This window comes from Aquirufa ecclesiirivi, assembly GCF_011250515.1.
Classification (GTDB): domain Bacteria; phylum Bacteroidota; class Bacteroidia; order Cytophagales; family Spirosomataceae; genus Aquirufa; species Aquirufa ecclesiirivi.
The window spans coordinates 402,448-426,462 of record NZ_JAANOP010000002.1 but is presented as its reverse complement, the minus strand read 5'-3'; the positions used below and the strand labels follow the sequence as shown (position 1 = coordinate 426,462).

General features: G+C 38.1%; 21 protein-coding genes. 14 read left to right on the top strand and 7 right to left on the bottom strand.

The window, feature by feature from the left end:
• Complete coding sequence (locus G9H65_RS05195; protein WP_166374267.1) at positions 1-537, top strand: metallophosphoesterase family protein; 537 nt, start codon at positions 1-3, stop codon at positions 535-537.
• A 218-nt stretch (positions 538-755) separates the two neighbouring features.
• Here the strand turns inward: G9H65_RS05195 and G9H65_RS05190 are convergent, their stop codons facing one another.
• From G9H65_RS05190 to mnmA, 3 genes are all read right to left on the bottom strand, one after another.
• Positions 756-1,583, bottom strand: a complete 828-nt coding sequence (locus tag G9H65_RS05190; RefSeq protein ID WP_166374266.1) for a helix-turn-helix domain-containing protein — start codon at positions 1,581-1,583, stop codon at positions 756-758.
• Between the two features lie 207 nt (positions 1,584-1,790).
• Positions 1,791-2,723 (bottom strand): metallophosphoesterase, encoded by a 933-nt coding sequence (locus tag G9H65_RS05185; protein ID WP_166374265.1) that lies wholly within the window; start codon positions 2,721-2,723, stop codon positions 1,791-1,793.
• The gene (gene mnmA, locus G9H65_RS05180; RefSeq protein WP_166374264.1) at positions 2,720-3,859 is read right to left on the bottom strand and encodes a tRNA 2-thiouridine(34) synthase MnmA; all 1,140 of its coding nucleotides are present in this window, start codon (positions 3,857-3,859) and stop codon (positions 2,720-2,722) included. The genes G9H65_RS05185 and mnmA overlap by 4 nt, the downstream gene beginning before the upstream one ends.
• Positions 3,860-3,984: 125 nt before the next feature.
• Here mnmA and G9H65_RS05175 point away from each other — a divergent pair, with 125 nt between their 5' ends.
• From G9H65_RS05175 to hemF, 3 genes are read left to right on the top strand one after another with little or no spacing between them, the layout of a single operon-like run.
• On the top strand, positions 3,985-4,578 hold the full coding sequence (locus G9H65_RS05175; RefSeq protein ID WP_166374263.1) for a beta/alpha barrel domain-containing protein: 594 nt from the start codon (positions 3,985-3,987) through the stop codon (positions 4,576-4,578).
• Between the two features lie 12 nt (positions 4,579-4,590).
• A complete protein-coding gene (locus tag G9H65_RS05170; RefSeq protein ID WP_166374262.1) occupies positions 4,591-7,203 on the top strand; it encodes a transglycosylase domain-containing protein in 2,613 nt (870 codons plus the stop codon).
• Between the two features lie 2 nt (positions 7,204-7,205).
• The gene (gene hemF, locus G9H65_RS05165) at positions 7,206-8,099 is read left to right on the top strand and encodes an oxygen-dependent coproporphyrinogen oxidase (protein WP_166374261.1); all 894 of its coding nucleotides are present in this window, start codon (positions 7,206-7,208) and stop codon (positions 8,097-8,099) included.
• Positions 8,100-8,192: 93 nt separating this feature from the next.
• Here hemF and G9H65_RS05160 read toward each other — a convergent pair whose 3' ends face one another.
• Entirely contained in the window at positions 8,193-8,594 is a 402-nt protein-coding gene (locus tag G9H65_RS05160) for a hypothetical protein (RefSeq protein WP_166374260.1), read from the bottom strand.
• A gap of 48 nt (positions 8,595-8,642) precedes the next feature.
• Positions 8,643-9,737: an o-succinylbenzoate synthase gene (locus G9H65_RS05155; protein ID WP_166374259.1), complete on the bottom strand. Its 1,095-nt coding sequence runs from the start codon at positions 9,735-9,737 to the stop codon at positions 8,643-8,645.
• Positions 9,738-9,804: 67 nt separating this feature from the next.
• Between G9H65_RS05155 and lpxK the strand changes: the two genes are divergently transcribed.
• From lpxK to G9H65_RS05105, 10 genes are all read left to right on the top strand, one after another.
• Positions 9,805-10,812, top strand: a complete 1,008-nt coding sequence (gene lpxK, locus G9H65_RS05150) for a tetraacyldisaccharide 4'-kinase (protein ID WP_166374258.1) — start codon at positions 9,805-9,807, stop codon at positions 10,810-10,812.
• 29 nt (positions 10,813-10,841) lie between these two features.
• Positions 10,842-12,833, top strand: a complete 1,992-nt coding sequence (locus G9H65_RS05145) for a putative porin (protein ID WP_166374257.1) — start codon at positions 10,842-10,844, stop codon at positions 12,831-12,833.
• A 168-nt stretch (positions 12,834-13,001) separates the two neighbouring features.
• Positions 13,002-13,541 (top strand): gluconate 2-dehydrogenase subunit 3 family protein, encoded by a 540-nt coding sequence (locus G9H65_RS05140; protein ID WP_166374256.1) that lies wholly within the window; start codon positions 13,002-13,004, stop codon positions 13,539-13,541.
• An 11-nt stretch (positions 13,542-13,552) separates the two neighbouring features.
• Entirely contained in the window at positions 13,553-15,262 is a 1,710-nt protein-coding gene (locus G9H65_RS05135; RefSeq protein ID WP_166374255.1) for a GMC oxidoreductase, read from the top strand.
• A 6-nt stretch (positions 15,263-15,268) separates the two neighbouring features.
• Positions 15,269-18,187, top strand: a complete 2,919-nt coding sequence (locus G9H65_RS05130; protein WP_166374254.1) for a PD-(D/E)XK nuclease family protein — start codon at positions 15,269-15,271, stop codon at positions 18,185-18,187.
• A 69-nt stretch (positions 18,188-18,256) separates the two neighbouring features.
• On the top strand, positions 18,257-18,541 hold the full coding sequence (locus G9H65_RS05125; RefSeq protein WP_109322748.1) for an SCP2 sterol-binding domain-containing protein: 285 nt from the start codon (positions 18,257-18,259) through the stop codon (positions 18,539-18,541).
• The gene (gene mnmE, locus G9H65_RS05120) at positions 18,541-19,905 is read left to right on the top strand and encodes a tRNA uridine-5-carboxymethylaminomethyl(34) synthesis GTPase MnmE (protein ID WP_166374253.1); all 1,365 of its coding nucleotides are present in this window, start codon (positions 18,541-18,543) and stop codon (positions 19,903-19,905) included. The genes G9H65_RS05125 and mnmE overlap by 1 nt, the downstream gene beginning before the upstream one ends.
• A gap of 81 nt (positions 19,906-19,986) precedes the next feature.
• The gene (locus G9H65_RS05115) at positions 19,987-21,024 is read left to right on the top strand and encodes a virulence RhuM family protein (protein ID WP_166374252.1); all 1,038 of its coding nucleotides are present in this window, start codon (positions 19,987-19,989) and stop codon (positions 21,022-21,024) included.
• Between the two features lie 51 nt (positions 21,025-21,075).
• Positions 21,076-21,510, top strand: a complete 435-nt coding sequence (locus G9H65_RS05110; RefSeq protein ID WP_166374251.1) for a VOC family protein — start codon at positions 21,076-21,078, stop codon at positions 21,508-21,510.
• 38 nt (positions 21,511-21,548) lie between these two features.
• Positions 21,549-22,223 (top strand): hypothetical protein, encoded by a 675-nt coding sequence (locus G9H65_RS05105; protein WP_166374250.1) that lies wholly within the window; start codon positions 21,549-21,551, stop codon positions 22,221-22,223.
• Positions 22,224-22,282: 59 nt separating this feature from the next.
• Here the strand turns inward: G9H65_RS05105 and G9H65_RS05100 are convergent, their stop codons facing one another.
• Both G9H65_RS05100 and G9H65_RS05095 read right to left on the bottom strand, forming a co-directional pair.
• On the bottom strand, positions 22,283-22,624 hold the full coding sequence (locus G9H65_RS05100) for a P-II family nitrogen regulator (protein WP_130925100.1): 342 nt from the start codon (positions 22,622-22,624) through the stop codon (positions 22,283-22,285).
• An 18-nt stretch (positions 22,625-22,642) separates the two neighbouring features.
• The gene (locus G9H65_RS05095; RefSeq protein WP_166374249.1) at positions 22,643-23,884 is read right to left on the bottom strand and encodes an ammonium transporter; all 1,242 of its coding nucleotides are present in this window, start codon (positions 23,882-23,884) and stop codon (positions 22,643-22,645) included.
• Between the last annotated feature and the right edge of the window lie 131 nt (positions 23,885-24,015).

Genomic DNA, 24,015 nt, shown 5'->3' with positions numbered 1-24,015 from the left:
GTGAAGAAAATATTGATCATTTCGGATACGCATTCCTATTTAGATCCTAGGTTGCTCCCTCATGTAGAATCCTGTGATCAGATATGGCATGCTGGTGATTGGGGCTCTGTACAACTAGCTGATCAATTAATTGCTTACAAAAAACCAATAGCGGGCGTGTATGGGAATATAGATGATCGAACCATCCGTAATATGTACCCTAAAATTATGCGTTTTCGTTGCGAAGAAGTCAATATTGCCATGACGCATATTGCTGGAGCACCATCTTCCTACAAACCTGATGCTTATGAGGCATTTTCTCAAGGTATTCCCCAAATCTTTGTTTGTGGACATTCTCATATTTTACAAGTCAAGCGAGATATCAAAAGAAATAACATGCTCTTTATAAATCCAGGTGCAGCAGGTCAGCATGGTTTTCATCCTATACAGACAGCTATACAGCTCAAAATAGATGGATCCAGAATATTTGATGTAGAAATTATTCAAATGGAACGAAATAGAAAAGTACCCAAAGAAATGCTGGAAGAAGGTAAATAGGGTATAAAAAGAAAGGTGTAAACAAGTTCATGTTTACACCTTATTATATGAACACAGGATTTGGTAATTAAAAGGCGGAATTAAATAATATTTTAACTATCAATGACTTACTCAATATCATAAATAGACTTATTCCTAAATTATAACTCAACAAAATTCATCAAAATTTATTGTTACCCAAAGGTTAATTTATGACTGTTCATGGTAAATATGAAACCTTATTTGTTCTGTGATCTAAATTCAAGCGGAGTGATTCCAGTAGCTTTCTTAAAATATTTAATTAAATTAGTTGGTTCGTCAAAGCCAATATTGAAGCAAATTTCCTTGACCGAAAGGCTAGTAGAGCTAAGTTTTCTCTTGATTTCAAGGATAATGTAATCATCTAAAAACTCCTTGGCAGTTCTATTCGTAAATCTCTTAGAAATCTCATTGAGGTGTTTATAGGAGATATTCATTTTGTCTGCATAATCATTCACATTCCTACTGTTGTGGTATTCTTCTTCAATTAAGTTTTTGAATTTTTCAAATAAATCAAAACCTTGCTTGGAGTTTTGGATGGATTGAAGAAGTAAGTTTCTATTATTTAATTTGTAAAGAATGATGGAAAATAGGGATGAAATAATTTGGTTTTTAAGTACATAAGGGCTGTAAACGTATTCTGAAGCTACTCTTCCCGCATAATCCATCATGCATTGATCTAACTGATAAACAGGATTAAATAGATGGTAATTGAATAATTGAGAAATATAAAAATACGTATTTGGCGTAAAATAGTTCATTAAGTATTCTTTGGTGAAAAGAAACATATGACCATGGTATTCAGATTCAGTATTTAGGGCATGAATTTGATTGGGAGAAATAATCAAACATTCATTTTCTTGCACTAAGAATTCTTTTAAATCAACTTTATGTCGTACAGAACCTTTTGTAATGATTAAAAGGATAAAAAAATCTAATCGATGTGGGTAAAAGGGAGAGTTTTGTTCCAAGTTATTCCAATCTCGCTTGGAAAATTCTTGTAAATCAATACTCTCAAAACCTTCCATTTTGAGATCCTCTTTAAATCTTATTTTGGGTATAAATTTCAATTTTATAACAAGTTAAATGGTTAAAATGATATGGTTAGATGTACCCATTATCCATGGTAATTTACGAACCTAGCAGCTAAAATTAATTTTTTAACGTTAATTTTTAATTTTTTTTCAAATTGATATATGTCAATGTTACTGTAAGGGCTAGCATGCTTGACATGTCTATTTTTTGATTTGCTGACTGAAAATCGTATTCCCTTTATCATCTATAAATTGGAATTCCAAAACTTTTGGTTGAATGAAAAATGCAGCAAATCCATTACTGGATTTTGCAAATTTGGCTTTATCTGTCGATTTCAATGCTGTTATTTTACTTCCTGCTCCTGAAATCAAGTGATTCAGTTTTGGACTAAGTTGATTGTATTCCAAATGATGTTCGTGTCCAGCCAAATAAAAATCAACTCCAACCTTTTCCAATAAGGATTGCCATGAGTTTGCTACATGGTTTTTCCTGTCCATCCGTGGGCCCGAAGTTACTAATGGGTGATGACCCACCGCAATTTTCCATTGGGCTTTGGAACTAGTCATTAAATCAGAAAACCACTTTTTTTGTGCACTGGTATCTTGGGAAGCCACTTGGGTTCTGAATGGTTCATCTTCATCTTGGTAATAGCCCAGTTCAAAGGGAGAGGTATCTAAAAATGCGATGAGCAATTGACTACCATCCGATAATTTATAGGTTTTGGAATAATAACGCGCTGGCATATTCCATCTTCTGCTGATTTGAGAATAATCGATTTCTGCTTGTGGGTTGCCCGCATAATCATGGTTTCCTAATACAGGATACCAATTGACATGTAGGCTATGACCCACATAGATATCTTCAAAACTGCTTTTCCAAGCTGGATCTAAGGGACTTGCTACGCCTTTGGGATAAATATTGTCACCTGTGGTAATGATGAAATCAATGTCGGCTTCAGTTCCAGTAATTGCCATTTGTTTAGCCACTTCTTTTTGGTTGTATTCACCATGTCGACCGAAATCTCCTATGACCAAAAAGCTAATATCTGCTTTGGGATAGTTTTTCGTAGATTGGGCTAGATTGATTTCTGTAAAAAGTAGGATCAAAAACCCAAGGATACATGCATTTTTCATAGGTCAAAAGATTGAATATTTTCAAATACGCTACCTTTTTGGAAGGATTTTAAAATCCAACCGCCACCAATGACATCATCGCCTTCATAAAACACCGCTGCTTGCCCAGGAGCAATTCCTGAAACTTCATCGTGAAATTCGACCTTGATTTTCCCTTGAAATTGCTCAATTTTAGCCTCAGTCCCAGGATCTTTGTAGCGAACTTTGGTGATGGTTTCTAAGCCTCCTTCAGGTATTTCTGCGTATTTCTGTAGGTTCAATTGACCAACGTACATACCTGTTCTATTTAAATCCTCTAAATGCCCAATCACCACCTCATTCGTCTCTTTCCGTATTTCTGTGACAAAGGCAGGGAATCCAAAGGCTTTACCTAGGCCTTTTCTTTGTCCAATGGTGTAAAATGGATAGCCTTCATGTTTACCGATGATTTTTCCTGCTTGATCCACGAAATTTCCACCATGTACTGCCTCTTCCAATTCAGGTAAACGTCGTTTTAGAAAACCACGGTAATCATTATCAGGAACAAAACAGATTTCATAGCTTTCTGACTTGTTGACTAAGTCGACAAATCCACGCTCTGTTGCCATTTCTCGGATGCGTTGCTTGGTTAAATGTCCTAAAGGCAAAATGGTTCTGGCAAGGCTATCTTGCGAAACACCCCAAAGCACATAACTTTGATCTTTTAGGGCATCCACTCCTTTAGAAATGATATATCTGCCGTTTTCTTGGCGTATTTGGGCATAATGACCCGTAGCTATAAAATCACAACCCAATTGATCTGCTCTTCTTAAAAGTGCATCCCATTTAATGTGGGTATTGCACATCACACAGGGATTGGGAGTACGGCCTTCAACGTATTCATTGGTAAAATAATCGATGACAGAATCCCCAAATTCTTCACGAATGTCCAATATATAATGTGGGAATCCCAAGGATACAGCGATGTGACGGGCATCGTTGATGGAATCTAAAGAACAGCAACCTGTTTCTTTTTTGGTTCCACCCGAACTAGCGTAGTCCCATGTTTTCATGGTCATGCCAATTACCTCGTATCCTTGTTCGTGTAATAAAACAGCTGCGACCGAGCTGTCAATGCCGCCGCTCATAGCGACGAGAACGCGTCCTTTTGTTTTCATATTCAATTCAGGTTCAAAGCCTGCAGAAATTTTCCGCAATTTAGTGATTTATTTCTCCAATAAGTCAATTTTATTTGTAATTCACGTCCTAAACCGTAGTTTTGCCAATTGTTTTAGAAGAGAATATGATGTTAAAAACACGCGTTAAGGTTTCATCCATTGATAACCTTTCAGACGCTCGCTATTGTGCCGGCATGGGGGTTGATTGGTTAGGATTTGCCTTACATGAAATGCCTTTAAATAAATACAAAGAAATTAGGAATTGGTTAAGTGGGGTGGAAATCGTAGCAGAACTTTCAGGTCTTTCTGCTGATCAAATGAACGAGATTGTTCAAAATTACGCTCCAGATTGGATCGAAGTCGATTCTAGGGCTCAATTGCCACGATTATTGGAAATGGATATTCCTAAAATGATGCGTGTCAACATAGATTCGGATAATTTACCAGCTCTATTTGCTACAGCAGCACCCTATGTAAATTACTTTTTATTAGTAGCAGATTCTCCAGATTCTTTACAAGGAATGGAAGCTCAAATAGAAACTTGGGCTGCTCAATATCCTGTTATATTAGGATTGGAGCTGCCTGAGGAAGATTTGGAAGAATGGGTGGAGCAAAGTTCAATCCAAGGTATTGGGCTTACGGCAGGCCAAGAGGATAGACCAGGTTTTAGGGATTTTACGGATTTAATGAGTATCTTAGAAAAATTAGAAACGGAATAATTCAATCCATTTATGCTACAACGAATTCGCGCAATCGTTCAACAGCTTAAAAGCCTTTTCTGGAAAGGATTGGAGCATTTAACGGCTTTCTTATTGCCCTTATTAGCCCGTGTTCTGGGTGAAAAAAAATATTCTTGGTTAGTCGGCCAAGTGGCCATGACCCGTTTTTTTCTTCGGACAAAATGGCGCTTGATTGAGGCTTATTATGAAGCGCATGTAGATCGCAATTCACCTTATTATAAGCCCGTCGTGACTATGTGGAAGGTGGCAGGTAAAATGGTCATGTATGTGCTCATTTACCTTTTTGTGATCGAAACCAATATCTTTTGGTTGACTGGTGAGATGCCAGGTGTCGATGAATTACAAAATCCTAAATTGTCGCAAGCTTCTGAAATTTATTCTGCCGATGGAGTTTTACTAGGTAAATATTTTGCTGAAAATAGAACTCCCATACGTGATTATAAATTGCTTTCCCCTTATTTGGTACAAGCATTAGTAGCCACGGAGGATTCCCGCTTTTATGAGCATACAGGTATTGATTTTCAAGCTTGGGCTGGGGTAGCAGTTGGATTAGTAAAAGGAGGTGATCGTGGAGGAGGAAGTACTATTTCTCAACAATTAGCTAAAAATTTATTCAAAACTCGGACTAAAAAGAGTTTTACTAAAACGGGTTTATTCGGTTATGTGCCAGGACTAAGTAAATTGATCTATAAATCCAAAGAATGGGTTACTGCTATCAAGCTTGAACGGTTTTATACCAAAGATGAAATTATCCTTTGGTACTTAAATACGGTAGATTATGGAAACAATGCCTACGGAATCAAAGTGGCTTCCAAAACTTATTTTAACACGTCTCCAGACTCATTGAATGTTCAAGAAGCCGCCATTTTAGTAGGCCTTCAGAAAGCTACAACTACCTACAATCCTAAGAGGTATGAAGGTAAACCCATTGAGCAAAATAAGGCTTGGAAGCGCCGTAATGTGGTTTTGGCCCAAATGGTGAAAGCTGGATATTTAAAGAAAAACAGCTATGATTCCCTGGCAAAAATGCCGATTGAGTTGCATACCAATGAAGAGTCACCTTACGATGGTACAGGTAATTATTTCAAAGTAGCTATTGCCAAATATCTGAATGAGTGGGCCAAAGCGAATGATATGGAAATAGACTTGTATCGTGATGGTTTAAAAATTTATACCACCATAGATTCAAGAATGCAGATACATGCAGAACAAGCCGTTGAGTCAGGTATGCGTTCCATTCAAAAGACCTTTGATAATCACTGGACGGGACAAAATCCTTGGGTAGATGAGCATGGTAAAGAAATTCCAGGTTTCATTGATACAGTCGCCAAACGTACGGAATATTATAAGGCCTTGGTGAATAAATATCCCAAGAATCCTGATTCGGTCATGCATTATATGAAAAATGTGAAACGCAAAATGTGGGTTTATTCTAGGACTACTTTAGGAGAAGAACAAATGACCATGAGTGCTTATGATTCCATTCAGTATTATAAGCGATTCTTACAGTCGGGCATGATGACCTTAGATCCTTATACAGGACATATTAAAGCTTGGGTGGGAGGTTTAGACTTTAAGTATTTCAAATATGATCACGTTAAGCAATCTAAACGACAACCTGGTTCAACGTTCAAACCATTTGTTTACACGGCCGCCATTGATGGTCCTAAGGATTTATCGCCATGTTATATGATGACTGATGAGCCTTTTGAGTTAGAAGTGGAAGAAAAAGGAGAAAAGAAAATTTGGCGTCCATCGAATGCCGATGGTACATTTTCCTATTCAGCCATGCCGATTCGAAGAGCTTTAGCAAAATCCATCAACTCCATTACGGCGCGTTTGACCAATGAAGTGGGCGCTGATACCGTCATGTATTATGCTCAGAAAATGGGAATTAAGAGCCCCTTAAAAGCTGTTCCATCCATAGGTTTAGGTTCATTTGATGTGTCTTTATATGAAATGATTGGAGCCTATTCGGCTTTTGTCAATGAAGGTATTCATGTGGAACCGATGATCGTTCAAGAGATAAAAGATCAAAATGGTAAGGTTTTACAACGATTTGATCCAGTTTCTTTTCGCGTGATTAAAAAGGAGTCGGCTCAATTGGTTCGTTCCATGTTAGAAGGGGTAGTATATGAAGGAGGAACAGGAAGTTCCTTGCTTTGGAATGAAGGAGAAGTTTTACTACCAACGAATAATCGCTATGCCCCGGCATTTGCAGCAAAAACGGGTACTACTTCCAATCACTCAGATGGCTGGTTTATAGGTATGACCCATAATTTGATTTCAGGTGTTTGGGTTGGTGGTGACGACCGTTCTATTCACTTTCGAACGGGGGCACTTGGAGAGGGGTCTAAAACAGCCTTGCCGATTTATAAACGTTTCATGATTAAAGTGGTCAATGACCCATTATTGGCTACGTATAAACCTGTACCATTTGATAAGCTGGATAAACGAGTAGTTAAAAAAGATTTTAATTGCCAGAGTTCTTACAGTACCCTGCCTGATTCACTTCAAGTAAGTGATTCGGAATTGGATTCACTTAATTCATTGTTAGGCAGTCCAACAGAAGTCCCCGATACCAATCAACAATCTCCTCAATAAGTATGCGCAAGGAAGTCATAGCTGATTATTTCAAAGGTTTGCAAGATTCAATCTGCCGAGGTATTGAGGCAGTGGATGGCGGAAGTCGATTTAAAGAAGACAATTGGAAACGTAAAGAAGGTGGAGGAGGGAGATCTCGTGTCATAATTAATGGAAATATCTTAGAAAAAGCGGGGGTTAATTTTTCAGCGGTATTTGGACCTTTGCATCCCAAAATGGTGAAGAGTTTAGACATGAAAGAAGAAGTCGATTTTTTTGCTTCTGGCGTGTCCATTGTTATGCATCCTATTAATCCTTGGGTTCCGATTATTCACATGAACGTTCGGTATTTTGAATTAAGCAATGGGGATCATTGGTTTGGTGGTGGAATAGATTTAACTCCGCACATCATCATACCCGAGCAAGCAAAATGGTTTCACGAACAAATTAAGGCAGTATGTGATCGATTTGATAAGATGTATTACCCCAAATATAAAACTTGGGCAGATGATTATTTTTTTAATTCACATCGAGAAGAAACTCGGGGAATAGGGGGGATATTTTTTGATTATATCAAGGCTAAAAATTTGGAAGAAAAATTAGCCAATTTTGAGTTTGTGAAGGCAATAGGTGAGGCATTTGTTCCAATTTATAGTCATTTGATGCAGGAAAATGCCATTCGCCCATTCGGAGAAACAGAAAAGGCATTTCAATTACTCCGTCGTGGAAGATATGTGGAATTTAATTTAGTCCATGACCGAGGTACTAAATTTGGATTAGAGACGAATGGAAGAACTGAATCTATTTTAATGAGTTTACCCCCATTGGCTAGTTGGGATTATATGCACGATTATTCAGATTACCCTTTAGGACTAGAAACGCAGAAATTATTGGTCAAGGGAGTGGATTGGGTGTAGTATTTTCTTCCTTTTGTATCTATATAAAAAGCCACTAGAAATTAATTCTAGTGGCTTTTTATTATTGATATAGTCTAAGATAAATCTAATTTTCTAGCTTTCCTTTTCCCATACCACACTGATACCTTTAGGAGTCATCAAAAGAATTCGGGTTGGAGAAGGCAACAATACCAATCTAGCACCTACGGCTGGATTTTCAATCCATTCCACCTCCACACCTTCTTTTTTGCCTATTTCAATTCCACCATCTTCGGTTTCTACAAATTTCTTGGCTAAGTAAGCTGTTGGTAAAAGAACGTCGGACTCTGGGCAATGCTTAAGGTGTACTTTCTCCAGAATTTCTTCTAATTGATCACCGTATTTTTCATTAAAATCATCTTCTAAATCGTGCAAAATTTCTTCTACATCATCATAACTTTCGTCAGAATAGTTCAATTTAGAGAGTTCTAAGCGTTTTTCTAAGATGGCAATCATTGCCGCGTCAATGGTATTCATGAAGTCTTTTTCTAATTTTTTGTAAAGATAGGCCTTAAAATGTATTTCCTAAACATGATTTTCATGAAATGGATTGACACGGATAAAATTTGGGTTAAAATGTAAATTTCCTCTTTGAATGGACAGCCCAGAAGCAAAATTATTGGTATATAAAGAACCTGTTCCTAAGCCTTGAGGAATTTGTGGTGTATATTCTGAAGTAAATTGTGCTATGGCTTGTAAACCGATGTTGGATTCCAAAGCTGATGTTATCCACCAACCCATGTCATGTTTTTCTGCCGCTTGAATCCAATCGTGGCTAGCAGAAAAGCCACCCACTAAACTAGGTTTAATGATGAGGTAATCAGCCGGGATTTTATCTAATAATTGATTTTGTTGCTCTTCGCTTTCTAAACCGATCAATTCCTCGTCCAAAGCTATAGGTAGAATATTCTCTTGGCATAATTCAGCCATAGCATTCCAAAGTCCCGCCCGAATGGGTTGTTCAATGCTGTGAATATCCAATTTTGCCAATTGCTCTAATTTATGTGCCGCTTCTTGAGTACTAAAGGCTCCATTGGCATCCACTCGAATAATTAATTTCTCTTGGGGAAATTGACTTCTGAGATTTTTTAAAATGGCGAGTTCTTGATCAAAATTAATGGCACCAATTTTTAATTTGAGGCAAGTGTACCCTTGTGCTAACTTTTGTTCGATTTGATCTTCCATGAAATCTGGTTTTCCCATCCAAATCAATCCATTGATGGGAATAGACCTTGTTCCAAGACTAAATGGATTATTGAAATATATCCCATTTTTAGCTTGGATATAGTCATATACCGCCATTTCAATGGCAAATTTATAGGAGGGATAGCCTAAGGGTAGATGAGAAATAAATAAAGGGATCTCTTCCAGATTTTCAGGAAATAACTCCCATTTCGCACTCTTGATGTATTTTTCAAATCCAGCTAACCCTTCATCTTCAAATTCTGGACTCAGGCCTCTCAAGGGACCAGCTTCACCAATTCCTATTTGTGTTGGATTCTTCTTGTTTTTGATCTGGATGAAATATGAGTTTTTCTCGGTCAATATTCCACGTGAAGTACCTGCTTCAAAGTGAAATTGTAGGGAATGTTTTTGGTATGAAACGGAGATATCAAACATAGTCGCAAGTTATTATTTTCTTGGCTGTTTTGCCGCCTCGGCGATTCTTTTTAGCTTTAAACTTGATATGAAAAAAATAATCACCTGGTTTCCTGCCTTACTTTATGGAATTGTAATTTCTCTACGTAATGCATTTTATGATTGGGGATGGTTTATATCTCATCATTTTGGAAAACCCAAAACCATCGTTGTTGGAAACTTAGCAGTGGGAGGAACAGGTAAAAGTCCCATGGTGGCTTATCTGATTCAGCACGCCGGTTGGAGTAAATCCTTGGGTATTTTAAGTAGAGGTTATGGCCGAATTACCCAAGGTTTTAGATGGGTAGATCCTAGTTCAATCGCTAGCGAAGTTGGGGATGAACCACTAACTTACAAGTCTACATTTCCTCATTTACACGTGGCAGTTTGTGAAAGAAGGGTTGAAGGTATTCAACAGATGAAGGCACAATTCCCTGACATCGATACCGTCATTTTAGATGATGCATTTCAGCATCGAGCTTTGAAAGCGGATTTTAATATCATTTGTACCACTTTTGATAAACCTTATTTCAAAGACCATTTGATGCCCATGGGGCGCTTAAGGGAATGGAGAGAAGGTATTGAAAGGGCTGATGCGGTCATTGTGACTCGTTGTCCTAGCAATTTGGACCAGCAACAAATAGTCTATTTTGAATCAGAAATTCCTAAACCAGTTTTTTTTGCTTCCATTCAATATGGTAAACCACAAGGAATGAATGTGTTTAGTATTCATTCATGGCATGCATTGGCAGGAATTGCTGATCCTTCGTTGTTTTTCGAACAAGTGAAAAATTTAGGAGATTTGAAAAGCACACAATCTTATCCAGACCACCATCGTTTTACACCAGGTGAACTCAATGATTTAAATACAAAGGCAGCCAAAATGGCGGAAGATGAGGCATTTATTACGACATATAAGGATTTTGTTCGCTTTCAAGCTGTCTATCATGAATATCCTGCCTTAGCAAAAAAAATAGCCTATCTGCCTATGGAGATGTATTTTTTGAAGAGGGAAGCTGATTTTTGGAGCTTATTGAACCAAAGCTTGTCAAGATAATTTCCTTATTTTAAGCTACCTTTGCGGCGATGATATATCGGTTAACCTTACTTTTTGTTATTTCTTTTTTGCTTCCATTTTCGATTTGGGCTCAAGTTTTGACACCTGGAACGACCTCAGGTTTTCCCGGTACACAGAACCCAAATGATCGAAATGGCTTTCCTAATCCAGCGACTCAAAATAACCAAGGTAAAAGTAAAGGACCTCAAAAAAGCGGTCGAGCTGCTTTAGATGATTCTACAAAGCAAGTGTATGGACCTAATACCATGTATTATGTTCATGAATCAGATGTGGTTAATTCTAGAGATACGAAACGACGAGTAGATACCACACTAAGTTTATTTCATCGGTATTTATTTCAAGAGAAAAGCGGTTTTTTGACAGCTAATTTAGGGAATGATGGTACAGCTGTTCGGAATGTGTTTTTCCAATCTCCGGGTAGCTTAGGAACCCAATTAGGCTATTCTGTATATTCTCCATATGCATTTCAGTCGGATCAGGTACGGTATTATAATTCCAAATCACCTTATTCCGAAGTGGAATATAACCTGGGTGGGGGAGGTCAAACTCGCTTGAATTTTAATTTTGCTAGAAACGTTGATTCCCTTTGGAATATAGGCATTGCTCTACAGCGTATGGTGGCCGACAAAGTTTTGACGGATGCCGCATTTAAATCGGGTGAACAGAGTTTATTGGGTCAATGGGGTTTATTGTTGCATACTAATTTTCAATCAAAAAATAAGAAATACCGCTTATTGGGGCATATTAATTATTTTGATCAAGGTACAAATGACCAAGGTGGAGTGAAATTATCAAAGACTTTGACAGCTGATGAAGCGCTTAAATACATTGATAATACCGCTATTTTGTCTAATTCATTATCTCAATCCAATGACAAATTCATTAAGATTCACGCTTACCATGAATATGTAGGCTGGAAAGGTTTACAATTATTCCAATCCTTGGATGTGGAAAATCGTACTGTGAAGTTTAGAGATAAGGCATTCCAACAATCATTAACGGATGGATTTTATCCAAGAACCTATATTCAGTACATTCAAGCCCCAACGGAGGATTCATTATACAATGAAAACCAATGGTCGTCCTACAGTCACCAAACAGGTTTAAAAGGAATTTATAAACAATTTGTTTACCGAACTTATTTAAAGCAACGTTATTGGTCTGTTTATAATCCAATGAATGAGAGTAAGTTAGATCGATTTGAGAATTATGTTGGTTTGTGGATTAATCAATCCTTTAATCAGAATATCGATTTTACTGCAGAAGGAGAATATTTGTTAGGATCAGATTATCGTTTAAAAGCCAGTTTTCAATCTCCTATTTTCCAAGTTAGTGCCCAACGGATTTCGTATAGTCTAAGTGTAGCTCAAAACTGGGTATATAATACCTCGTATCGGTGGAAAAATGATTTTTCAAATATTTCCATGGATGAAATTTCAGGTGGAATTAATTTGAAGTCTAGGTTTATTTATTTCAAACCTGGCATCACGATTCAGCGAATTTCAGATTGGGTATATTTTGATTCCTTGGCAACGCCAACCCAAACAAAATCGGATATAGGGGTTTTTAGAACTTCGGTGGATTTGGGTGGACAATGGCGGAAATTTTCTTGGTTTACAAAAGTGTATGCTAATACTCAAACAGGGCCCGATGTTCTCCGCATGCCCAACTTATTGATTGATGCAAATTTGGCATTGGATGTGCAATACAAGAAGTTATTGTATGTTCAATTTGGAATCGATATTCATCATCAATCGGCCTATTATGCGGATGCTTACCAACCTGCCCTACAACAGTACCATTTACAGAATAATTATCAAATACCGGCTTTTGTCCAAATAGACCCTTATGTTTCCTTGCGTATTAATCGTGTTCGTCTATTTTTCAAAATGTCACATGCCAATTATGGCCTCCTGAACAACAATTATTATACCGCTTACCTTCATCCTGCTATGTCAAGGGTTTTTGGTTATGGGGTAAAATGGCTGTTGTTTGACTAAATAACCACACTAAGGAATAAACTCAACAATCCCAAAAACTGGGGAAAGAAGCGAACTCGCACTAAGCCGCGTATAACATAGTGTATTTCATTTTCCTTTTACCTAGCTTTTCAGCACAACAAGCTCCCGAATTTTCATTAGATTTACTCTGTTTAAATTCTATTTCAAATGACTACAATTTCTCGTCGCGAATGGGTAAAAGGAATGGCCTTAGCTACACTTGGATCCGTGGCTTTTTATGACCTTACCGCTCAAACAAAACCAGTTTTACCTGCAACATGGAAACCCTTGGTGTGGACTAAAGAACAAGACCAACTTCTAAATGACTGGGTTGGAATCATTATCCCTGAATCGACTATCCCTGGAGCTGTTAGTTTAGGAGTTCCTTCGTTTGTTAAAACGATGTTGGATGATTGCTATCAGCCAGCAGCTCAGGAGGCGTTTCGTAAGGTATTGGATGGTTTTCGAACCTCTTTGGAATCCTATGTGAAAAAGCCATGGGTACAGGCTAATCAAGCAGAAAAAGAACAATTTCTGTTTTCCATGTCCAAAGGTAATTTGGGTCCAGATGCTCAAAAAGCTATGTCTACCCTGAAGGGATTAACTATTCAAGGCTATACTTCTTCGGAAGAAATTATGGTCAAATACTATCATTATGTTATGGCACCAGGCTTTTTTAACGGCTGTGCTCCTGTCAAAAAATCATAAGTTTTATTTCAATGAACTATTTAACGAATGCCGAAAAGCGCACCTATGGTGCTATTGTAATTGGATCAGGAATGGCAGGCGGATGGGCTGCCAAAGAATTTTGTGAGAAAGGGATTAAAACCCTTGTTTTGGAAAGAGGAAGAAAGGTGACTCATAATGAAGACTATCCTACTACTTTAATGTCTCCTTGGGAATTTCCCCATCGTGGTCGATTGACAGATGAAGAAATTAAGGAAAACCCTATCATTTCCAAATGTTATGCTTTCCGTGAAGATGCCAAACATTTCTTTGTGAAAGATAAGGAGCATCCATATGAACAAGACAAGCCATTCGACTGGATTCGTGGGTATCAGGTAGGTGGGAAATCTCTCTTGTGGGCTAGACAAACACAGCGATGGTCTCAATTGGATTTTGATGGACCTGCACGTGATGGTTTTGCTACACCTTGGCCAATTACATATAAAGAATTAGATCCTTGGTACTCCCACGTAGAGAAATTTGCAGGTATATCAGGGAATAAAGATGGCTTAGATGCACTTCCCGATGGAGAATTTTTACCTCCACATGAATTGACTTGTGTAGAAAAACACTTTCAAAAGGAAATAAAACGACTATACAATGACCGCCATGTGATTATTGGTCGGTGTGCGCATTTAACTCAGCCTCAGGAAATCCATTATCAGCAAGGAAGAGCCCAATGTTTAGGTAGGAATTTATGTCAAAGAGGCTGTCCTTATGGGGGCTATTTTTCCGCCAACGCTTCTACCTTACCTTGGGCAGCTAAAACGGGTAACATGACTTTACGTCCTGATTCGGTGGTTCATTCCATCATTTACGATGAAAAGAAACAAAAGGCCGTAGGTGTTCGTGTGGTGGATGCACATACCAAAGAAATGGTGGAATATTATGCTAAAGTGATCTTTGTTACCGCTGCGGCTCTAAATACCAATTTAATTTTATTGAATTCTACCTCACATCGTTTCCCGAATGGACTTGGTAATGATTCTGGTTTATTGGGTACACACATTGCCTTTCATAATTACCGTGCCTCTATTTCAGCTGAATATGAAGGTTATTTGGACTTTAAAACAGAAGGTGGTCGACCTAATTCAGGATATATCCCTCGTTTCCGTAATTTATACAAACAAGAAACCAATTTTCTCCGTGGCTATGCGGCTGGTATGAATGCTGGCAGAAGTTCAAGTACCGATCGTGAAGGTTTAGGTGAAAGCTTGAAAAATTCATTATTGAATCCTAAAATGAATCAAATGTGGTATGCTGGATCGCACATGATGGGAGAGACGATACCAAAAGAGTCCAATAAAGTCACATTGGATAAGCTAAAAAAGGATGAAAATGGTATGCCCATTTTGCATGTGAATGTGGCTTATGACGACAATGATGATAAAATGGTACAAGATTTCATTGATCAATTTACGGAGATGTATACCAAAGCGGGCTTTACCAATATTCATCACCGAGATACTAAACAAGCTCCTGGTTTAGATATTCATGAAATGGGTGGTGTGCGCATGGGTGCGGATGCTAAAACATCTCTTTTGAATAAATGGAATCAAATGCACCAGGTAAAAAATGTATTCGTAACCGACGGAGCTTGTATGACTTCTACTTCTACCCAAAACCCATCCTTAACCTACATGGCTTTTACGGCCAGAGCCGTGGATTATGCTGTCAAAGAAATGAAAAAGGGGAATCTGTAAGACAGTATGAAATCATTTTTAAGGAAAACAGCCGAACATCTCATAGCCCAACATGGCTTTGATGAACTGCGGGAAGTCGCTATTGTGATGCCTTCCCAAAGAGGTACGCTTTACCTTAAAACTCAATTAGCACAATTGGGAGAAAGACCTTTTATTTCTCCTAAAGTGATGACTATCGAGGAATTTGCCCTACAAATGACAAATTCTGAGCTTATAGATCCTATTACTTTATTGATGGAAGCTTTTGCTTGCTTCAAGGAAGTGGATGCCAAGGTAGATTTTGACCGATTTGTTTCTTGGGGACAATTGATGTTGAAAGATTTTGATTTGCTAGATCTATATCTAGTAGACCCTGTTCAACTATTTTCTTTTTTGTCGGAAGCCAAATCCCTTGAAAGATGGGGACAAGAATATGGAGAAGAACATCCTGAAAAATTCATTACCGAAAATACCAAGGCTTATTTTAAGCTCTATGATCATTTATTAGAGGTATACATTCGACTCAAAAGTAGATTAGAGTCCTTAGGTTTGGTTTACCGAGGAAAGGCTTACCGTAACTTGGTAGAAAACCTAGAAAAAGGGATACCCTTAGCCAAAAGCTTCAAAAAAATATATTTCGTTGGTTTTAATGCACTTTCGAAAGCCGAAGAAGATATAATTAGGACCCTACTCAAACAAGGTGTAGCCGAAACCCTTTGGGATGCAGATGAATACTATGTAAAAAATAAATTTCATCGAGCTGGTCATTGGTTAAGAAATTATTCTCACCCTGCCTCGCAAGATTATTTATCGAGAGGTCCTTTTCTTTGGATGGAAAAGCATTTACTCGAAGATCCTAAAAAAGTTCAAATCATAGGTTTGGCCAATCCATCTGCTCAAGTTTACGTGGCTATTGAAGCTATCAGAAATTGGGCATATACTTATGGGGATCAAGAACAAGTAGCCTTGGTGCTGGGGGATGAATCGCTTTTGGATCAAGTGACTCAGTATATTGGTGAATTTAAAGATCGTTTGAACATCACGATGGGTTTTTCCATCAAAAAGACACAAATATTTTCATTGATTAACCTTTGGTGGGACTTGACCAAAAGAGGAGCTGATGGACGATATCCCACTTCTCATTTGATGAAGTTATGGCAACACCCCTTAGTACAAGTGTATGCCCAATATTGGTCAAAACATCAACACAAAGATGTTCACCAATTTTTAGTTTCAAAGCTTGCTAGCGATAGTCTCTATGTGTCATTCGATTCGATTAAGGAAATGAATATTCCAATACTGAATCACGTTTTGGTACAGGTTGACGGTGATTTTTCGGAAATTTTGGGTCATATCAAACGTTTTATTCATCAGATTATGCTGGCTTATCCTCGCAATGTATGGGATGAACAAGCGCAAGCCGTTCAGCAAGCTTTTGATGTTTGTGAAACGTTAGAAAAGGCCATATTTGATCGATTTCCAATATCTTATGCCAGTGGGAAAATCTTGTTGATGCAATTATTGCAGCAACAAAAATTGACCTTTGAAGGCCCCGATCATAGTTCGCGAACCTTACATGTGATGGGTCTATTGGAAACGCGAACCTTGGATTTTGATCGAGTAATTGTGTTGTCTTTAAACGAAGGTTCATTGCCAGGTACCAGAAAGCGAGAAAGTTTGATTCCTACCGACATCGCCAATATGTCGTATTTCTCATTACCCACTTTTACACAAGCAGATGCGGTTACTTCCTACCACTTTTATCGTTTGTTGCAGAGGGCCCAAGAAGTGATCCTCTGTTATGTACAGCCCTCCGAAAAATCGAGTATTAAGGAAATGAGTCGTTTTATTAAGCAAATACGATTTGATTGGAAAAAGAAGAATCCTAAGCTGATTTTAGAAGAACCAATTTTGGAATTTGTTAAATCAGACAAAAAGCAAGAAGAACCTGTAACGAGCATAGAAAAAACAGGGGAGATGCGACAAAAGATCAAGGAGGTTCTTTTGAAAAGAGGTTTATCTGCTTCTTCGGTATCCATGTTGGTGACCTGTTCCATGAAGTATTATTTTTCCCAAATTGTAGGATTGCGGGATGATAAACAAAGTGATGACGACATGGGGGCCGATGTTTTTGGTACTTGGATTCATAAAGTGTTGGAATTACTCGATACAGAAATTCAAGAGCAACATGCTGGGAGAATGGAGCTTGTCGATTGGAATGATAAAATTCTTCATTTGGATGATTATTTGAATCGAGCTATTCGTGAAATTGAAAAAGAGAAAGGGGTATTTGAGCTGGAAAAAGGATTCAATTATGTGTTAAAAGAAGTAGCCAAAACGATCTTAGAAAATTATTTAATGGCATCTCCTCAATGGGTAAATGAGCCCATTGAACTTTTAGAAGTCGAAGGAAGTTTAGAAACTCAAGTTGGTATACCAATTGATGGGGAAATTTGGCCAGTGAAAATCAAAGGTCGCGTTGACCGATTAGATCGTTTAGGGGCAAATACCCTTCGGATTATTGATTATAAAACGGGGAAAGTAGAGCAAAAGGATTTGAAAATTGGAGAAGACTTAATGTCAGAATTAACCTCCGAGGATATCAAGGAAAAGCTTTTTCAATTGTGGCTATATAAGTTTTTACTAGGGAAAGAGTTATCGAAACCTCAAGAAGAGCGAGTGGATTATTTGAAAAATATCCATACTCCTTCAGCTAGGATTCAACCAGGCATTATATCTTTTCGGAATTTATCCGCCACGGTATTAACGGAGAAAATTGAATTTAGTGAGAATCAACCTTTGGCAGATTTTTTAAATGAATCTGAACAATTGATTGCCCATTGGGTTCACCGACTAGTAGAACCAGCAGAGCCTTTTGAGAAAACGGCAAATTTGGAAGAATGCCAATATTGCGATTTCAAGGGGATTTGTCACCGAGAGGTCTAATGTAAAATTTCTTTAAGGAAATAAATGCCTTAAATTTGCTATTTCATTGACACATTTAGAAAAAAAAATATGACATTTCAAGACATCAACGATCGTATTGCTACCATGGCTGCACAAAAAGGCGGCTTAGGAGTATCATTTAAATTTGCATTTCCAGAAGGAATCATTGTGGTAAAAAACGATGGAACGGTAACGAATGAAAATGAAGAGGCAGATTGTACGATCTCCGCTACGGTAGAGAATTTTAGTAAAGTAATGTCGGGCGACTTAAACCCGATGATGGCCGTAATGACTGGAAAAATCAAAATTTCTGGTGATATGTCAGTAGCCATGAAATTGCAAAACTTGTTATAATGGATTTTAAGGATACAATTATTGCCCTAGCGACACCTTTGGGTGTAGGAGCTATTGGTGTCATCCGCTTGTCGGGCGACCAGGCCATAGCTTGGGTTAATGAAGTATTCCCGAACAAAGATTTATCCAAACAAGCCCCACATACTTTACACTACGGACGTATTGAGTCCAATGGAAGAGTATTTGATGAAGTAGTCATTAGTTTATACAAAGGCCCTAAGTCCTATACCAAAGAAGATGTGATAGAGATTTCTTGTCATGGGTCGCCTTATATTCAAGAAAGTATCATTCAATTATTTGTAGAGAAAGGGGCTAGATTGGCTCGTGCAGGGGAGTTTACCCAAAGGGCCTTTTTGAACGGAGCCTTTGATTTAGCTCAAGCCGAAGCGGTGGCGGACGTTATTGCCGCCGATTCAGCAGCGGCTACTTCTGCTGCTTTGCATCAATTACGTGGAGGTTTTTCTCAGGAATTGGCCGCCTTACGAGAGGAATTAATTCATTTTGCATCTTTAATTGAATTGGAATTGGATTTTGGAGAAGAAGATGTAGAATTTGCGGATCGACAAGATTTAGAAGATTTAGTCAATAAGCTCTTGGATAAAGTGAGACCCTTGGTGGCTAGTTTTAAGGCAGGAAATGCCATTAAAAATGGTGTAGCTACCGTGATTGTAGGTAAACCCAATGCAGGAAAATCCACGCTGTTAAATGCCTTATTGAAAGAGGAGAGAGCCATTGTGTCTGATATTGCGGGCACTACCCGAGATAGTTTAGAAGATGAGTGGGTATTGGGGGGAATTCGATTCCGCTTGGTGGATACGGCAGGACTGCGAGATACAACAGATGTCATAGAAGCCCAAGGAGTTCAACGAACGCAAGCTTGGGTTAAGAAGGCTCAAGTGATTTTATATGTGGTCGATGTGAGTGAGGATAATCCTATGGATATTCAAGCTACATTGTCGGAAATGGCCGAATTAGATATTCCGCTGATTTTGGTGTTGAACAAAGTCGATGAGAACCAGCCAGCCATTCAAGATTGGGAAGGATTAGGTTTTCCTACGGTGGCTATCTCAGCCAAATTCGGTCAAGGTTTAGCCGATTTTGAGCAATTGTTATTGGAGGTGGTCGGATTAAATCAGGTTTCCAACTCAGGAACGATGGTAACCAATTTACGACATTACGAGAAATTAAAACAGACGCAGGAAACCTTGGAAGAGGTTTTGAACGCCTTAAAAATCAATTTAACGGGAGATTTAATTGCTCAAGACCTACGTTACGCCCTACATCATTTGGGAGAGATCACAGGTGCCATATCCAACGACGACCTTTTGAAAAACATCTTTGGGAAGTTTTGTATCGGGAAGTGATTTCATAATAAATTTTCACGCTGTTTGGTATATCTATACAAATTTTAATACTTGCAGATTAGTCTTAGGATTCAAATTATTATGCCAGAGAATATGCAAAGTAGCGATATCATTTTTTACACTACCCCAACAGGTCATGTGAATATTGAAGTGGTTTTTAATAACGAAACCTTTTGGCTTACACAAAAAGCTATGGCGGAGTCATTTGGTGTCAAAGTACCAGCCATTAGTAAACATTTAACTAATATATATTCTGACGGAGAATTAACTTCAACTACGACTATTTCCAAAATGGAAACAGTCGTAAATAGAGGTTTTAGGGGCGAAGTTTCTGAAAAACTTGATTTTTACAATTTAGACGCCATTATAGCCGTAGGCTACAGAGTAAATAGTTATCAGGCAACCCAATTCCGTATTTGGGCTACCAAAACCCTTAAAGAGTTTATTATCAAAGGTTTTGTATTAGACGATGAACGTCTGAAACAAGGTAAACGCTTTGGAAAAGATTATTTTGATGAACTCTTGGATCGCATCCGAGAAATACGGGCGAGTGAAAGACGCTTTTATCTCAAAATTACGGATATATACGAGCAGTGCAGCATTGATTACAATAAGGAAGCTGAAATAACACAGCAATTTTTTAAAACTGTTCAAAATAAGTTGCACTGGGCAATTACAGGAAAAACAGCAGCTGAAATAATTGTACAAAGAGCTGATGTGAGTAAACCCAACATGGGTCTTACCACTTGGAAAAATGCACCCACTGGCAAAGTATTAAAAGGTGATAGAGGAACAGCAAAAAACTATATGCAAGAAAAAGAAATCAAAGAGTTGGTGCGTATCGTTACCATGTATTTAGATTTTGCAGAACTGCAAGCCGAAAGGCAAATTCCAATGAAGATGGCAGATTGGGTAAATAAGTTAGATGCTTTCTTACAGTTCAATGATTATCAAATACTAAAAGATGCTGGTACGGTAAGTCATGAAGTCGCCATGAAACTGGCAGAACAGGTATACTCCAAATTCCGAGTAAACCAAGACCATCACTTTGTTAGTGATTTTGAAGTAGAAACAAAAAAAATATCTAGTATTTCTAAATCAAGCAATAAGAAAAAGTAATAGTATAATTTTAGCAAATAAATAAGACACTATTAAGTTCCAAGGCCAACTATGTCAAAAATCAGCACCTACCTCAACTTCCCCGGAAATGCAGAAGAAGCATTTCTGTTTTATCAATCGATTTTTAAAACGGAGTTTGTGAATGGCATTCAGCGATTTGCTGATATTGCGACAGAAAGTAAATTGCCTCCTATGTCTGCTGCTGTTAAAAATATGATTGCTCATATTGAGTTGCCATTACTAAATAATCATATTTTAATGGCTAGTGATGCTCCTTCAGAGTTGGGGTTTACAGTAACTGCTGGAAATAACATGCATATTTGCGTGGAAACAGGTAGTAAAGAAGAAGCGCAACGGATATTTGATGGCTTGTCGGAAGGAGCAGCCATCTCCATGCCCATTCAAGATATGTTTTGGGGCGCCTATTATGGTACTTTAACGGATCAGTTTGGTATCAATTGGATGATTACATTTACGGCTAAATAGCATTCGAATGTACATTTTGATTCCTAGAAAATAGACTCATGCAATTCATCACCATTCGTTTTTTTCATATCAAGGGATTTGGACAAAAGCTCAAAGCATTTGCCATGATGGGGAAATTGAGGAATCAAGCTTGGAAAGCTGATGGTTTGCTATTTGCCAAACAATTAGGCACTGGAGGTGGAAAGGGTTTTTCTATTTGGCCAGATTGGGGAACTTATGCGTTTTTAGGACTTTGGGAGAGAGAAGAAGATGCCCGATATTTTTTCGAACATGATAAACGATGGCTTGAATTTTCTAGCTTAAGTCAATCCATTTCAGGATGGGATGCCACACCATGGAAAGGACATGGTACATGGAATAACTTACAACCTTTTGAATTTGACGATACCAATGAGCCTTGGGATGGCCCTGTGGCCGTAATCACTCGTGCCAGTATCCGTCGTTCTCAAGCCATCCGATTTTGGATGAATGTTCCTTCCTCCAGTCGGGGTATTGAAAATCAAGCAGGACTCATTTTTGCCAAAGGAGTAGGAGAGATTCCCTTATTGGAACAAGCAACTTTCAGTCTGTGGGAAAATGTTCAGGCCTTGGATGCCTTTGCTTACCGTTCCAGATCTCATGCCCCCATGATTAAAAAAACGAGGCAATATCAATGGTATACCGAGGAGATGTTTGTACGGATGAAAACCAAGAAAATTAATGGTAAATGGTAAATTATGAATGGTAAACCATACACCATTCACAATTCACCATTTACAATTTACCATTTACATTACCTTATTGCTTCCACCCCTCGAGTTCTAGTTCTGATGCGAATCGCATCTTGTACATCATAAATGAATATTTTGCCATCTCCAGTATTGCCTTCCGAGGCATTATCTAAAATGACGTCAATGCATTTTTCAAGATTTTCATCACTCACCACGCAAATAATCATCACTTTGGGAAGTAATATCAATGATTTCTCTGTACCACGATAAATTTCAGAATAGCCTTGTTGTAAACCTGCTCCACGCACGGGAACCACTGTCATACATGGGATGTTGGCATCTATAAGCCCTTTTTGAATGGCTTTTAATTTGGATGGCTTAACGATAGCTTCTACTTTTTTCATGTGTTTTTCCCTTTCAGCTTATTCAAATGTGGTATATGATTCAACTCCAAACTCGACAGCATCAATACCTGCCGATTCCTCTTTGTAACTTAAACGGATACCGATGGTGCTCTTTAAAACCTTAAATATCGCAAATGTTGCGCCAAATGAAAACAAACTGATAATTCCTACTCCCATCAATTGAATCAGCAATTGTTCACTTTGACCTGTGGTAAATAAACCATTCTTTTCTGAAAAAAGGCCGACAGCTACTGTACCAAAAAAACCATTGATTCCATGTACTGCAATAGCACCTACCGGATCATCAATTTGCATTTTATCGATTAATACAACGGCCACATCCACCAAAATACCTGCTATGAAACCGATAAGTAATGCACTTTCTGGACTAACCACATTACAACCAGCTGTTACAGCTACTAATCCAGCCAAAACCCCATTGATAACCATGGTGATATCTACTTTTTTATAGCGTAAAAAGGTATATAGCATAGTCGAAATACCCCCCATGGCCGAAGCTAGAAAGGTATTGGTCGCCACAGAACCAATGAGATCCCATTTACCTACTGCTGCTAGGGTAGATCCTGGGTTAAATCCAAACCATCCAAACCAAAGCAAAAAGGCTCCTACGGCAGAAAGCGTTAAATTATGACCAGGAATGGCATTGATGCTACCATCCTCATTGTATTTTCCAATTCTAGGTCCCAAAACAATGGCTCCAGCCAAAGCGGCAAATCCACCCATGGCATGTACAGCTGCCGAACCTGCAAAATCATTAAATCCTTTGACAGCAAACCACCCTTGTGGGTTCCAAACCCAATGTGCCACGACAGGATATAAAAACGCACAAAATAGGGTAACATAAATAGCGTAAGCCCACATTTTCATTCTTTCAGCCACACCACCCGATACAATGGAAATAGCTGCAATGGCAAATCCCATTTGAATAAACCAAAATAATTTATTGGATATGGTGAGTCCTAATCCTAAATCTCCTAAATTGATTCCGAAATCGAATAAACCTGTTCCGTAGGCAATACCAAATCCTACTACATAAAAGGCTATTCCGCCAAACATGATGTCAATCATGACTTTGGCAATGATACTAACTGCGTTTTTTGAACGGACAAAGCCTGCTTCTAATAAAGCAAAGCCTCCTTCCATTTGAAAAATGAGCGCTCCACAAAGAGCCACCCAGACAGTATCAATAGCATGCGTGAGTTCGACTTGCTGTGCCGCAAGGGAAATGGTATTATTCATGGTTTTGTTTCTGTTTTTAACCTTATTGCTACGAAATTATATTAAATTTTCGAAAATGGCTTTATTTTTCAACCTTTAAAATCAAAAAATTACATTTTTTACCTAAAATCTATTTAAAAATTATGTTGAAA